The sequence below is a fragment of the Peribacillus sp. FSL K6-1552 genome (assembly GCF_038005205.1).
In the GTDB taxonomy this organism is placed as follows: Bacteria; Bacillota; Bacilli; order Bacillales; family DSM-1321; genus Peribacillus; species Peribacillus butanolivorans.
In genome coordinates this window covers 2,078,888-2,093,078 of the sequence record NZ_JBBOST010000001.1, presented here as the reverse complement: position 1 = coordinate 2,093,078, position 14,191 = coordinate 2,078,888, and the positions used below count along the sequence as shown (strand labels likewise).

At 32.9% G+C, this 14,191-nt stretch carries 13 protein-coding genes and 1 pseudogene; 5 read left to right on the top strand and 9 right to left on the bottom strand.

Annotated features, from left to right (window positions below; genetic code table 11):
* Positions 1–328: 328 nt before the first annotated feature.
* From abc-f to NST21_RS10145, 4 genes and pseudogenes are all read right to left on the bottom strand, one after another.
* On the bottom strand, positions 329–1,966 hold the full coding sequence (abc-f, locus tag NST21_RS10160; protein ID WP_057217571.1) for a ribosomal protection-like ABC-F family protein: 1,638 nt from the start codon (positions 1,964–1,966) through the stop codon (positions 329–331).
* Positions 1,967–2,708: 742 nt separating this feature from the next.
* A pseudogene (locus tag NST21_RS10155) lies at positions 2,709–2,923 on the bottom strand (CoA-transferase); the annotation flags it as partial.
* Positions 2,924–2,946: 23 nt separating this feature from the next.
* On the bottom strand, positions 2,947–3,876 hold the full coding sequence (locus NST21_RS10150; protein WP_057217611.1) for a VanW family protein: 930 nt from the start codon (positions 3,874–3,876) through the stop codon (positions 2,947–2,949).
* A 71-nt stretch (positions 3,877–3,947) separates the two neighbouring features.
* A complete protein-coding gene (locus NST21_RS10145) occupies positions 3,948–4,802 on the bottom strand; it encodes a hypothetical protein (protein ID WP_056523865.1) in 855 nt (284 codons plus the stop codon).
* Positions 4,803–5,515: 713 nt separating this feature from the next.
* Between NST21_RS10145 and NST21_RS10140 the strand changes: the two genes are divergently transcribed.
* Together NST21_RS10140 and NST21_RS10135 are read left to right on the top strand one after the other, a co-directional pair.
* Complete coding sequence (locus NST21_RS10140; RefSeq protein ID WP_340888946.1) at positions 5,516–6,010, top strand: hypothetical protein; 495 nt, start codon at positions 5,516–5,518, stop codon at positions 6,008–6,010.
* A gap of 216 nt (positions 6,011–6,226) precedes the next feature.
* Positions 6,227–6,415, top strand: coding sequence for a hypothetical protein (locus tag NST21_RS10135; RefSeq protein WP_340888944.1), 189 nt, complete (start codon positions 6,227–6,229; stop codon positions 6,413–6,415).
* Positions 6,416–6,959: 544 nt separating this feature from the next.
* Here NST21_RS10135 and NST21_RS10130 read toward each other — a convergent pair.
* Complete coding sequence (locus tag NST21_RS10130; RefSeq protein ID WP_340888942.1) at positions 6,960–7,859, bottom strand: LysR family transcriptional regulator; 900 nt, start codon at positions 7,857–7,859, stop codon at positions 6,960–6,962.
* Positions 7,860–7,974: 115 nt separating this feature from the next.
* Between NST21_RS10130 and hutG the strand changes: the two genes are divergently transcribed.
* Positions 7,975–8,919: a formimidoylglutamase gene (gene hutG, locus NST21_RS10125; RefSeq protein WP_340888940.1), complete on the top strand. Its 945-nt coding sequence runs from the start codon at positions 7,975–7,977 to the stop codon at positions 8,917–8,919.
* A gap of 1,087 nt (positions 8,920–10,006) precedes the next feature.
* Entirely contained in the window at positions 10,007–10,318 is a 312-nt protein-coding gene (locus tag NST21_RS10120) for a CotD family spore coat protein (protein WP_340888938.1), read from the top strand.
* Between the two features lie 452 nt (positions 10,319–10,770).
* On the opposite strand, the gene NST21_RS10115 is transcribed toward NST21_RS10120, so the two are convergent.
* Genes NST21_RS10115 through NST21_RS10105 form a run of 3 tightly spaced genes read right to left on the bottom strand, consistent with a single transcriptional unit; the run spans position 10,771 to position 11,602 of the window.
* On the bottom strand, positions 10,771–10,917 hold the full coding sequence (locus tag NST21_RS10115; RefSeq protein ID WP_340888936.1) for an FbpB family small basic protein: 147 nt from the start codon (positions 10,915–10,917) through the stop codon (positions 10,771–10,773).
* Between the two features lie 3 nt (positions 10,918–10,920).
* The gene (locus NST21_RS10110) at positions 10,921–11,076 is read right to left on the bottom strand and encodes a Fur-regulated basic protein FbpA (RefSeq protein WP_083450699.1); all 156 of its coding nucleotides are present in this window, start codon (positions 11,074–11,076) and stop codon (positions 10,921–10,923) included.
* 13 nt (positions 11,077–11,089) lie between these two features.
* Positions 11,090–11,602, bottom strand: a complete 513-nt coding sequence (locus NST21_RS10105) for a flavodoxin domain-containing protein (protein ID WP_340888932.1) — start codon at positions 11,600–11,602, stop codon at positions 11,090–11,092.
* 493 nt (positions 11,603–12,095) lie between these two features.
* Here NST21_RS10105 and NST21_RS10100 point away from each other — a divergent pair, with 493 nt between their 5' ends.
* On the top strand, positions 12,096–13,121 hold the full coding sequence (locus NST21_RS10100; RefSeq protein WP_340888930.1) for a serine hydrolase domain-containing protein: 1,026 nt from the start codon (positions 12,096–12,098) through the stop codon (positions 13,119–13,121).
* A gap of 421 nt (positions 13,122–13,542) precedes the next feature.
* Here the strand turns inward: NST21_RS10100 and NST21_RS10095 are convergent, their stop codons facing one another.
* Positions 13,543–14,145 carry a nitroreductase family protein gene (locus NST21_RS10095; RefSeq protein ID WP_056523889.1) on the bottom strand — a complete coding sequence of 201 codons (603 nt, stop codon included), beginning with the start codon at positions 14,143–14,145 and terminating at the stop codon, positions 13,543–13,545.
* Between the last annotated feature and the right edge of the window lie 46 nt (positions 14,146–14,191).

Genomic DNA, 14,191 nt, shown 5'->3' with positions numbered 1-14,191 from the left:
CAAGGATTACAAGGTTTTTTGGATGTAAAAGAGTCTGTTGTCGATGTAATACAAAGTTGTACCCTAAGTAATAAATTTACTTCATTTTGAAATTATCAAGACCTAATAAAGGAGAGCTAACTGAATGGCAGTACAAATAGCAGATAAACTGGCAGCTGTATAGAGATAATAAAGTCTTTTATTTTGCTTAAGAAACCCAAAGGAGATACTATCTAAAACGTAGTACCTCCTTTTTAAGCTCTTTAATATGATTCGTTCAGAGTAAATACAATTAATAAAACTAAAATCAAATTCGTTTAATTTCCACTAAAGTGCGTTCGTTACTGAATTATAGATTTTCTAATCTCTTAATCTTTTTTGTAAGTTCATTGAATCTTTGATCGAGTTCTATATACTCTGGGCTTTTGGATGATAAAAAGCTCAATTTCCCTAATACTTCTTGTCGTTCTGTTTCAAGCTTTAAGCGCTGTTCTGCAAGTGAATCAACCTTTTCATTTGATTGCTTTAATTTCTTTTGTATACGGTGATTTTCAAAAATCAACTGAACTGAAGTCGTTTTACTCAAGAAATATTGATCGTGTGAAACAACGACCAACGTACCGGTATACTCTGCTAACGTTTTTTCCAATTGCTCTCTCGAAGGCAAATCTAAATGGTTTGTCGGTTCATCTAAAATTAGTACATCTTTTTCTTCCAGTATATATAGCATAAGCTTACACTTCACGCGCTCTCCCATACTCATCTGTTCAATTGGCTCAGACCATTGACTTGCTGTAAATCCTAAATGCTTCATTAAATTCTGAACCTTGCCCCGTTCTTTAAATGTTTCACGTTTAAATAATTGTTCAGGCGTTTGCTCTAGAGGCAAGTCAAATACTTGCTGCGTTAAATAACCAATATTCGCAGATGGGGAAACCCAAATGTCCCCTTCAGCAAACTCATTGCCCATTACGATATTTAAAAATGTCGTTTTCCCACTACCATTCGGGCCAATAAGCGCTACTTTTTCACCGTGTTGAATTGTAAAATTCGTCTGTTCAAATAATATTCGTTCCCCAAACTCCTTTTTTAAGTTTTTTACCTCTAAAAATCTTTTGCCGACCTTCGTATTCGCTTCTAACGAAAATCGAACAAGATAATCTTCCTCAACACGTTCAACCTTCGTCTTCTCAAGTTCCTTCTCAAGACGTTTACGCTTAGATTTGACTTGAGAATCCATTCGTTTCGCTTTTAGGCGGTAATATTCTTTAAATCCTTCTTGCTTCGTCGATTGTGCATGCGCTTTTTGCGACCACGATGTCAGTTCGTTTATTTGATTTTCTACGAGTTCCATTTTTCTTTGTTGTTTTTCGTACTCTCTTTGTTGAGTTAATCTTCTTTGTTCTCGAATCTTTATATAATGTGTATAATTTCCTTTTTGCTCGAATAATTTCGTATTTTCAATCGACCAAATTTTCGTCGCTACAGTATCCAAAAAATATCTGTCATGTGAAACGACAATGATTGTACCCGTATAATTTTCTATTTGATTAACTAATAGCTCCGTACTTTCTATATCTAGATGGTTTGTTGGTTCATCTAATAAGAGTAAGTGCGGTGCTAACGCGAAACCTTTTGCAAGACGAATTTTGAGCTTTTCTCCGCCACTTAACACTTCGTAAGGAACATCTGGAATATGCCATTTCGCCATTAGAGTAGCTTCTAATTGTGTAACATGCTCAGATGCGTATGTTTGTTTCTCCTGATCCACTAAAAAGACTTCGGTTTTGTTATTTTCCCATTCAACCTGTCCCTCAGATAGTTTTACATGTCCAAGTAATATTTGTAATAGCGTGGACTTTCCGCTACCATTACGGCCAACTAGACCAATCACTTCTCCACGACCAATAGTTGCGTTAAGATCTTTAAATATAATACGGTCCATAATTTCTAAATTTATTTGATTTAATTTTACGATTTCTTTCATCGTATCACCCTTTCTTTTTCAAGGGAGAAAAAAATCCTCCCAAATGAATTTGGAAGGATTAGTTGCATTTTTCATAATGAAAATAAGCTATTTAATGAATAGCTTAAAAAATTATATGGAAAATGGGCAGACTAATCCTATTTTTTAATTTGAAAAATTTTCTCAAATGTTGAAATAAGATTAGAACTTCATCGGCCACCCATCATCCCTTCTAATATGATTTAATATATTATACCCAAAAAATCGAATAATGAAAAGAAAAATCTGGTTAAACTATTCCGTTCCTCCACTCAGTATTTCCTCGAACGTTTCAGAATTTTTCTGTTTCATCTATTATTATCAGCTCTTTATTAATCGATTATAAAATTTAATTTTAGTTGAATAAACAATAATACCATGATTCAGTAAGAATTTACTGTATAAAGGTAATAGCGATAAATTGATGGTGAATTGCCTCGTAACATCGCATGAATTACAAAGTTGAAAATTTGATAAACATATTCATTACTTTATTGTTTGGTCACGGTTGTTTTCCGCTGCTAATTACCAATGGATCTTTGAAGGAAAGACCTTTTTTCAAATTAAGTCCCGCTGCTGCAATGAATGATGGTAAAAACAGCGCAAGAGATTAAATAAACAAAAGCTGATGTTTCGATATCCTATTAATTCAACACCATCACCAACTGCTTCTTTCATTTGTTCAATGTGTTTTCTAAAGTATTAGGCAATCGAATCATTCCCTCTTATGTACTACCCCTTTACCCGTTAATGGCAGTGACATTCAAGCCTAATTTTTGGTATACTTATTCACATGTTCCGATAACGTGTTTCGTTCCGTTGACAAGATCCATCGCTTCACCCAAGTCCTCTGAAGACCTTGCCTGGGATCATCCAGTTTGCCAGATCACCATTTTCCGCTACTTCCATACCGCTTAAAAAAACGAGATCAATATGGCCGCACAGATTGGTGGGCCCCTTGTTTATTCAACAATTTTCACATTCGTATAATCCAAAGCTTCCTTTGATATCTGACTTGAAGCATAGGGAACTTTCCGTGTCTCATTATTTATCAAATCTGATGAGTAAACACTGATACTTACAGTGCCTTCTTGCGTTGTAGCTCGGATTAGGATTGGTTGGTTGTACTTGTTTTTAAAGCTAAAATCAGGACCATACCAGCTTACCGTGGCATCGCGGCCTGGTGGAACATAAGGAACATGCCTAGTATGGGAGTAGCGGTGAATAATTTGCAACCCTGCATTGTCGATGGCATTATACAGAGTGGATGAAACCTGACAAATCCCTCCACCGACCCCTTCAGAAAACTCTCCTTTGACGATAACGCGAGCGGGCAAATATCCTTTGTTCACTGTTCTCTTACCAACGGCTTGGTTAAAAGAAAACGTCTCTTCTGGAAACACGACATAATTATTAATGGCGTCTGTAGCGAGCGAGATATTATTATAACGATTTTTATTATTCACATTAAAATAGGTTCTATATTCACCAATCTTATTTACACGTATCTGAGCAAGTAGTTCGTTATCAACCTTTGGATGAATGGCAAGTAAGGGAACTTCTACTTTCTGTTCTCTACGTCCGTATAGAAAGGAAAAAAATTGCTCTTTAAATGCTTGATGGTATAGCTTGTAACCTACCCGCCCAGGAAGAATATTACCATTCTTGTCGATTGTGGCATTTACTGGTTCTTGATACACATGACGGTCTATTTTTTCGATAAACTGATTGTATTTATCCACGTCCATAATAGGAACATCTAGAAATGGCATAGAAACATCAGAGCGTTTGACAGCAGCAATCGTTTGTCCTTGCTGGGTTACCGATAAGCTGTCAGGAATATACACTTGTTGAACGAATAGTAAAAGGCCGGCAATCCATGTTAATCTCAGTGAAACCACCCCCACATTATTTTAATATGGGTTGGAATTTATCATTTCATGTATTCCTCATTTTACATATCCTATTTTAAGTCTTCATAGAGCGAATCTTGATCAATAAACCAACGATCAGTCAAACTGTCCCTTCGGATCATAAAATGCATAACCTTTTTTTCTTTGCCTTCTCTCTTCTTATAGATAGCTACTTGAACGGGTACATCCACGAGAAATACCCCATTTAGTTGCTCAGGTGGTTGTCTTAAAGGGTCAACAACACCAAAATATGTAATATCTTCAACAAGTTTATTGACACGATTAAGATGACTCGGATTTGATAAGGTCAGTGCTAATAATTTCTGATTTCCTTGATTAATGGAAATGGTAAAAATACGAATAAGTTCATAGGGACTTACCGTTTCTATATAATCATCAAGCTTACCAGCCGCTTTCAATACCATTAATTTATGAGAAAGATCTTCGTTTTTCAAACGATGCGTTATACTTCCAGAGAAATGAACACAGAAGTGACCAGAAAAACCATTTTGAAGAGCACCAGCGCCATGTGGCATTCCATGCATAGATGCAGCAATCATTTGATTATTGATTAATACAATAATAGCTCTTCTATTCCAACTCCATTTATTATTATAAATTTTCTTCATGATTTGAGTATCTTCCTTGGTTAGTGGCTGTACATCGGCATGATGGCTACCTGCTCTTCGTTGTACTTTAAATGATAAACCAGTTTCAATATCTATAATGGTGAAATTTGTTTTATTAGGAATAATGTTGTTTACAATCTCCCAAGGCAACATCTCAATTTTAAAGCTTATAGGTACATCTTCATCTTCCCATTCAATTGCATAAACAGTGTGATTAATCATTAACACAAATAATAAAGTAACGATAAATACTTGATAAATTTTTTTGTTTTTCATTTGATTTCTCCATTGTGTTTTTTCTTATTATTTCTGGAAACAATGATTTGAATAGCTTTAAATATTTGGAAATACATCCATAAAGTTGTTAAAAATATGATTTAACAATTAGGGTCTAATCACGTTTAGTGAATCAGCTTTAGTCCTAAATCTATTAATAAGATGGAATGCATCGAAAATCTCTGAAAACAACTCCAATCAAAATACACGGGTAGTCCTGTTCCATCACTTACCGGGGAAGACAAACTGGAAGGATACATTTCGATTTCTCTTTTTACAATTAGCATATGTGGCATTGACATATGCTAATTGTAAAGATTATTAAATGATGTGAACCGCGTCTTTCCACCGAGCTAGCCTTAGTTTATTGTCAGCTGATCCTACTTTATCAAGAAGCTTACTGGTAAAGAGTTGGATATAGTGCCTCCGGTGAAAATGTTTGTAGTACGTATATTGACAATAATTATATATATACAAACGGAACTTCTGTGGCGACACCATATGTTGCAGGTGCAGCAGAAAAATTGGGAATCCTCATGAATATGGATATGGTGTCCTTGATAATACAAAAGCTTTAAAATTAGTACCTTCTAAAGAGGAAAGTTAAGACACAAACATTTTAACAATTCGCCCCTTTTACAATCCCTTTTAAAAGGGAAACAGTTCATTAGATTATTTATTATGGTTAAAAATAAATTAAGAGGAGATATCACATGAAAAAAGCTTTATTTATTAAAACTATTTTATTAATCTTAATTATTGCTATTATGGGAGCTTGTAGTAATAAAAGTACTAGTAAAGAGGAAAATGTAAATTTGAATGTTCAAATAGATAAATTAACGGATGATGAATTTAAAGAAGTACAGGTGAATTACCTTAAAGACCCTAAAAAAGATGACTTTAGAAAATTTTCTCTTACCTTCCAGATAGATGGTTCTAGTAAGAAGAGAGTAAATATACCAGACTTTAAGAAAGTAATTAATACAATTGATAATCAGCAGAGATATTGGTTCGGGAATTCCTCCGAAAAAGAAAGTGATAATTCTGATATATATAAGAGCGAATTTATATTCTATTCTAAGGGGATAACGAAAGATACCATCATAAAAGCTTTTGAAGAAAAAGAAGTCAAGGTTATTTTTTATAAAAAAGATAAAATTATTGATGAAAAACAATATAATATTGGGGATTCTTTAATATTCGAATAGAATAAATCTACACTGAATAACGTTTGCATCTCTAATTAACATAATTGACCTAATGGAAGCTACTAAACAATATCATCTGACAGATTGTCTGCTGCAAAATATCGTGCAAAACTAGATGGAACGTTCATGACAGTAAAAAATGGCCCTTATTCAGCAATTGCAAATGGTTATAGTTATTTTAAGGTAAAATAATAACATACTAGGTGGTTTTCTATATTGGAATGGTTGAAACCTTTTGAAGCAAATAATCAGTTTGAAGACAATACAAACAGTCTTTTAGATTTCAAGATCAGGGAATTTATTCCCGAATCAAATGTCCAAAAAAAATATTCACTATTAACTCAATTCTTTTTATTGTTGGGTTCTCAAGATGATAATAGTGTTACTTCGTTATTTGTCAAATAATAGAATTGATAATCAAGTAATCGAAGAAATTATTATGCATTTTGACAACACGAAAATTGTATTAGAAAACGAATTACCATCAGAAATAATGTTAAGTAAGCCGAATCAAGAATCTCTCTCTTTTATCAGGTCGAATAAGGTAAATCCAATAATAAAAAATCTATATGGGACAATTAACAACACACAATATGAATGGAGACCTCAAAAATCATACAAGATATTATCTGAATTTATAGAGAAAGACGAAGATATGGGGTTCGATGAGGTGTTAGATTGTTTAAATAACACATCACAGGGTCCTATAATTTCTCTTGCCTTATCCAGTTGGACTTTTCTTTAAAAGATACTTTTGCAATTAGATATTTCACGCACAAATGTAAGAATGTTTATTTATGGATCGATGATGCTAATATTGTTTCTACAATTCAATTAGAATTAAAATAGGACTGGTTAAAAATTAAAAGAGTAGCAATTGCTACTCTTTTAATTTTGGGCTGTTAGAGACCACATACGAAAAATCCCAGTTACCCAGCCCCAATAGGCTTTACTCTATCGGGACTTCGAGTTTGTGAAAATCAAAAATATGTTTAATAAATAAGTTAACATGTGGAGCAACAAAACGATTCTTACATGTAACTAGGTACACAGTACGGTTAAAATATGAAGAATCCAAATATTCAAAGTGCAATCTAGAATCATTTATACTTTCACAATATCGTTCAGGTAAGATACTGATACCTAAGTCATTTGAAATTAGTTCACAAATTGTTTCAAAGCGTTCGACGGAAAATTGTACATCGAGAGAAAGATTTTCGGCTTCAAAGGCTTTGAAAATGTTATTCCTCGTTTCAAATCCATCTGAACATATAATAAAAGGGTATGGCTGAATATCCGATAATGAAATATTCGGTATCTTGAACAGTGCATGATTAACATTTGCAATTAAACATAATTTTTCAGAATATAATTTTTGTACATTTAATTCTTGGTGTGTAATTTCTTGATTTGTTAAAACAAGATGATTTTTATAATTTAGTAATGCGTTAATTACATTATCTTTACTTAATATTTCGTCTAATTGATAATGAGTTATTGATTGATGTTTATTGTAATCTCTAATTACCTGAGATATCCAATGTTTTGTTGATTCAATAATTCCGATAGACAGCTGCTTATTTCCAACTTGTTGTATTTCTGCCGATTCTATTTCAAATTGTTGGAATTTTTTTAATATTTCAGTTGCTCTTTGATAGAATAATTCTCCTGAATCTGATAGTCGAACAGAACGAGTAGACCGTTCAAGTAAAGGAAATCCAATATTATGTTCTAATTTTGTAATTGCATTGCTTAACGAGGGTTGAGAAAGGTGCAATTTTTTTGCTGCTTTTGAAAAACTCTTATTTTCTACTACAGAAATGAAATAAGTTAGTTGCCTAATATCCAAAAATGCACCCCACTTATAGTTTTTTTATATTAATATATTGAAAATAGGTATTGGATATTATAAATAATAGCAGATATACTCTAATAAATAAATAATTTCTAGGGTGGGATAATAAATGTATGCAGTACCAAATATGGATTTATGGAAAGGCAGAACAGATAGTTTAATAGATAAAGATGAATTTAGAATTCATCAAATAGTTAGTGATCATTCAAAAACATCAACAAATGATTCATGCGGGATAATAGGATTCTCTTGTGAGGAAGGCGTGCGCAGGAATAAAGGAAGACTTGGAAGCAAAGAAGCTCCAAATGAAATACGTAAATCCTTATCTTCTTTATCTTGGCACGGCCAATCAGCAGATAGTCTAGTTGATTTTGGAAATATCATTTGTGAAAATCAACAGTTAGAAGCAGCTCAAGCTGAATTAGGAAGTCACGTTGAGAAAATATTAACTAAAAATATGTTTCCTGTTATTTTGGGAGGCGGACATGAAACCTTTTATGGACATTATCTAGGAGTAAGGTCGTATGTTGGACCAAATGTTAAAATAGGGATCCTTAACATTGATGCTCATTTTGACTTACGTTCTTATGACCAAATGACTTCTTCTGGAACAATGTTTAAACAAATATTGGACAATGATAGTCAAGCAAGTTATTTACCTATTGGTATTCAACGTTATGGAAACACAAAAAAATTATTTAACACCGCTACCTCACTTAACTGTTCCTGGATTTATGAAGAAGAATTAGTAAATGAGATTTCCAATGGAAATGAAGAGAAAATTCAAAATTTTATAAATCAAAATGATTGTATTATATTAACACTTTGTATGGATGTTATAAACGCTTCTGAAGCACCAGGTGTTAGTGCACCTTCCTCATTTGGTCTCTCTGGAAAAATAGTTAGAGAATTAATTCGCAAAATTACTTCACATAAGAAAACTATTTCATTTGATATCTGTGAAGTAAATCCATCATTAGATTATGATAATCGCACGGTAAAACTAGCTGCTAACCTAATAAATGAAGTATTCATGTGCGTAGACAAGAAATAATAATATGACCATCGAGATCAATCTCTGCTAAATATGGGCCTTCAAGTAAAGCGTTTTTAATCGATGTGCGTTTCTTATTGATGTTTTTGCTATGCCAATTATCAGTATAAATATATTCAAATGATAATTTGTTCATAATTTTTGTTTTTTAAGCTAAACAAAAGATTAAAACCTCACTAGAAGTCGATCAATGACTTCCTGTGGGGTTTGATTAATGTACCGCATGTAGAAGTGACCACATCAAAACGGATAGGGTAAAGCTTGCTAATGAAGACAGAGCTAATCACTCGCTCAAAGCCATTCCACAGCCTTTAGATTGCCCATGAACAATTAAGGCAAGATGCATATTATCGCTTAAACCTGTAACAGTATTACTGCCTCTTTGCTTCCCTCCACAAACCAATCAAGAAATCGGTCACCTTAATCTACATACATTACCTAAAAATTAAAAGGGGCCAGGTGTCCATATCAACATCTTGCTCTACATATTCGTAAACTTGTTTCGAAACTTAGTCTACTGTTTTAGTAGGGCACTATTCAAATTAAATGCTAGCCTAATAAATAGCTTTCCGTATGTCATTGCACTTATATGTGGATTAAACTTAAAAGACTAGATTTGATAATCCTACACAAATTCACCCTCTTATAACTACGTCTCTTCCATCGATAACCCCTTCCATTTTAGGCACATAATAAACAGATGTGGATGTACATGTTCTCTGTTTCTAGAACCAAAGATGCAAAACGGCTGCTTTTTGAAAAAGTATAGATGTTAGTTGGTCTATCCTGTTCATTGGAACCGCCTTTGGATCACTACTTATACTGACAATAGATAGAATTTTCTTTTGCATTTCCCTTAGACCCCGATTATCTTTTGTAATCATTTCTTATCCGGAATAGTTATTTTTTGTTATGGTTTAGCCGTACTGAGTAATATTACCAAGATGAAAATTATATATTTTTGATAATTTTCAAAGTTAACCTTTTCAATGTTATTGTTTTGAAATGAGGCATTTATACTAGTCCATTTATTATTGCATTTCATAAACTATCAATGACTTATAAAATAAGAATCGGAGGTTTTGAAATGTATAATAGAACATGGGCTAATGCACACAATGGTCAATGTCCACCACAATATTGTCCGCCACAAACTTTTCCTATTCAGCATAGTCCACCTCAAATTTCACCCACAAAACAATTTGTTAAAACCAATGTCACGAACACAGTAATACCTGTTGTTCATCCGACACATACTACAATCGTTAATAAACATGTGAAAAAGTATATACATCATTCCCCAAATAATGTATCTGTAGTGAATGAGTGTTACACTCAAAGGTTTGTTTGTGGAGTGCCACAACCTCCTTATTGTCCGCGAAGACCATTCAGATATTAACTATATAAACCCCTATTTGGGGTTTTTTATTAGTTTTTTCTTCCTTTTCTCAAAGTTTTTATTCTCTATACATCTTCAAATTTAACAACCACTTACACATTTTTATACTCTTTTAACTTTGCAATTCTTTTTACATATGCAAGGATGAAGTCACCCTTTGTGCTCGTAGGAGAGGAACGTTTTCTATAAAGAGATAGGCTTAAACAATGATTTTTGGATTTAACGACGTAACTGATACGTAGTTAAAAAGGATCCTAAACGCCATACTCATTTAGCCCTTGAATAATTTATAGAGGATTTTTTCCGGAGATTTATCGAGCAGTTGGTATATGAATTAGGATTCATGAAAAAATGCACGATAAGTAAAAAAACCGAAATCACATTTTGATTTCGGTTCATCATTTTTATAAACTGTTTAACTATTTATCAAACGATGTTTAAGTCATTGTCTATTATGATTGTACTTGATCTTTTTTTAACTCAACAATCGCTTTTTGATCTATTTTTGTAAAAATTCGTTCCAACTCACTTTTGTCATGCAACAATTGTTCGCGGTTTTCTTTGAGTAGTTCATTAAAAGATTTCCTTTTTCTAGACATTTTTTATTCACCTCTTAAGTGATTGAATTCTTTTTGGAGGACAACAATTGGAAGTTCATATAGTTGTTTATTATATTTTTTAAATATCCCAAATTTCAGAAGTTCTTGTATAAGCTGATCTTTTTTTACTTCTCCTTTTATACTTAATTGCGTATTCATCAAGCGGCCTCCTTTATGCAGACTTTTGGCATTTCGGGATGCTTAGCACCCGATTCCACGAGAGAAATCGCCATTTTTTCCTCTTGTTTCCCCATATAAGAGCATAAACTGCAAAATCTTCGCATTTCTTTATTTGATCATATGTAGAGCTTTCTTGATGAATTTTTAATATTTTCTCAAATACATGAAAACCATATTCCTTCATTTTATCGGAAAGAATATTTATTGCGGCACAAGGTTTTGTATGGGTCAAGTCGCCGGCACCAAAAAATGCGACTTTTACTCCTTGAAAATCTACTTGTTCTATTTCTTCATAAAATTCGTTTGCTTCATATGGCAAATCTTCTTTATTCCATGTATATAATCCAATAAAGGCCAAATCAAAATCCTTTAAGGTATCAACTTCTACCGTGTCCAATCTTTCCATATATACTTTACAGCCTGCAGCCTTCATTCTATTCTTTATGATTACAGCCATTTTCTCGGTATTACCGGATAAACTGACGTAGCCAATGAATACCTTCATCTATATCACCCACCTAATTGAGAATCACTTTCAGTATATACCTAATATAAATGAAAATGATTATCATTGTCAATTATTTATCTCCAAACTAATTCTATGCAGAAAGAACATCAAAACTGAAATTATATTTCTACAGCAAAAAAAGGAAGACATAACACTCTATGACCTTCAAGGTTCTTTGCCAAAGTATCATTAATGGACAATAGGTTAACAACGATAACAACTAAAAATATGTCTGGCTTCAACTATCATGGTGCAACAAAGACTCAACCACCTCAAGCAATCCTAGTAGATTTTCACTTGAACTTTTCAATAAACCCTCCTTTATTAGTATTAGTTAAATCGCTAGGATATCTCATTAACTTAGTAAATAATCCCATTTAATAAAAATAATGTGATAAAGTTATTAGGAGTCCCGGAACAGTTAATTAAAATAGTAGCTAATAATTACTCAGTAAAAAAGATTGGTAAATCAGATATAGGATGTGTTTTTATGATAAATATAAATAAAGATATAGTAGATTTAACAAGTAAGATAGACTTTTCTGGTGTTATTTTAATAAAGAATAAAAATAATTGCGTTTATGAGGCTGCCTTTGGTTTTTCTAACAGAGCTGATGAAATAAAAAATAAAATTAACACTAAGTTTGGAATCGCTTCTGGGTGTAAATTGTTTACAGCGGTAGCGATTTGTCAGTTAGTAGAAAAAGGAGCTATTGCTTTCGAAACAAGGCTTAAAGGTTGTTTAGACCTTGATTTTCCAAATTTCGATGAAGATATAACGATCCACCATCTTCTAACACATAGTTCAGGGATGCCTGATTATTTTGATGAAGCTGTAATGGAGAATTTTGAAGACCTTTGGAAAGAAAAACCGATGTACCTACTAACAAGTTTATCTGATTTTTTACCTATGTTTCAAAATAATAAGATGATGTTTACTCCTGGAGAAAGGTTTCATTATAATAATGCTGGCTATATTCTATTAGGACTAATTATTGAGCAACAAACAGGTATAAGTTTTACTAAATATATAGAAACGAATCTTTTTGCAAAGTGTGATATGCATGATTCTGGTTATTTCTCTTTAGATAGACTACCTAAAAATACCGCAATTGGTTATATAGATTTAGAGGACGCTGGAACATGGAAAACCAATAATTATGCCGTCCCAATTCAAGGTGGGGCAGATGGAGGAGCATTTATTACGGCTCCTGATATGATGAAGTTTTGGGAAGCTCTACTTAGCTATAAACTTTTAAAAGAAGAGACAACCCATCTACTTTTGACCCCTCACATTTGTGAGGAGGACGAAGAATATTATGGATACGGGATTTGGATAAGTAAGAAGGATAATACAATTTGTAAATATCATGTCATGGGTTATGACCCAGGTGTCAGTTTTAACTCTTCTTATTATCCGCAGTCTGGAATTACAACGGTCATACCTTCAAATAAAGATGAGGGGCCATACGATATATCTCAGACAATTGAAACTAACTATATAAAATTTGGATAATAACTCTTATCAATGATAAGCACAGACCACCATCTAAAATTTAAATGGTGGTCTGTTTACTATTAATTTAATTATGAGATACCTTTCTTCAGCTGATAGATCACCAGTTCTTAGAATTCCTTACTAATTTACTATCCAACTTAGCAAATGCCGACAAAAAAGAGCCAGTTTTTACTACGTTAAAAGTAAACAGGCTCTTTTTATTTAATGGTTGGAATGTTACATTAAGAAACTTGATCTTTTTAGACTGTAATAGCCTTTTGAACAACATGACTATCCACATATTGATTAAATTTCACTATTTTCTTATTTTGAAGTTCCTAAACATGTACCAAAATCTGCTTGATATGCTGACGTAGATTCTGTATAGACTTCAAATTGTAAATTTGACATGTTTTTTTCCTTCATATACTTGCTTGTATTAATAAAATTTCACAACATCTTCGAAAGGTAAGAAGGTTTTTTCTCCCGGTTGTTCATTCGGCTCACCAAATGGCATTTGGGCTACTAAACTCCATTTCCCTGGAATATCCCAAGTTTTCTTTACTTCTTCATCAATAATTGGATTATAGTGTTGTAAAGATGCCCCAATACCTTCTGCTGATAAAGACATCCATATTGCATACTGCAACATTGCACTTCCTTGATGGGACCAATATGGAAATTGTTCTTTATATGATGGTGCTTTATCTTGCATTTGCTCTATTGTTTCTTGGTTTTCAAAGAATAGAATTGTACCTACTCCATCACGAAATCCTTGTAATCGTTCTACAGTCGCTCCAAAGTTCTCTTCTGGAACACGAGAACGAAGTGTTTCTTTTACGATATCCCAAAACTTTTCATGCTCGTCATTCATCACTACCACTATACGTCCACTTTGCATATTAAATGAAGATGGTGCATGTATTGCGGTTTTTAATACTTCATTGATTCTTTCTTTCGTAATATTTTCGTTCTTTTTCACCTTTCGAATGGAACGACGATTGATGATTGCGTCTTTTAAATTTGTTTTAGTTACTGACATTTTGATTCCTCCAAATTATGTTTAATTTTAAAATTATATATTCATA

Coding starts and splice junctions, on each gene's coding strand:
- NST21_RS10140 (WP_340888946.1), top strand. CDS start 5,516: ATGAAAAAAGCTTTATTTATTAAAACTATTTTATTAATCTTAATTATT.
- abc-f (WP_057217571.1), bottom strand. CDS start 1,966: ATGAAAGAAATCGTAAAATTAAATCAAATAAATTTAGAAATTATGGAC.
- NST21_RS10095 (WP_056523889.1), bottom strand. CDS start 14,145: ATGTCAGTAACTAAAACAAATTTAAAAGACGCAATCATCAATCGTCGT.
- NST21_RS10110 (WP_083450699.1), bottom strand. CDS start 11,076: ATGAATACGCAATTAAGTATAAAAGGAGAAGTAAAAAAAGATCAGCTT.
- NST21_RS10115 (WP_340888936.1), bottom strand. CDS start 10,917: ATGTCTAGAAAAAGGAAATCTTTTAATGAACTACTCAAAGAAAACCGC.
- NST21_RS10145 (WP_056523865.1), bottom strand. CDS start 4,802: ATGAAAAACAAAAAAATTTATCAAGTATTTATCGTTACTTTATTATTT.
- NST21_RS10105 (WP_340888932.1), bottom strand. CDS start 11,602: ATGAAGGTATTCATTGGCTACGTCAGTTTATCCGGTAATACCGAGAAA.
- NST21_RS10100 (WP_340888930.1), top strand. CDS start 12,096: ATGATAAATATAAATAAAGATATAGTAGATTTAACAAGTAAGATAGAC.
- hutG (WP_340888940.1), top strand. CDS start 7,975: ATGTATGCAGTACCAAATATGGATTTATGGAAAGGCAGAACAGATAGT.
- NST21_RS10120 (WP_340888938.1), top strand. CDS start 10,007: ATGTATAATAGAACATGGGCTAATGCACACAATGGTCAATGTCCACCA.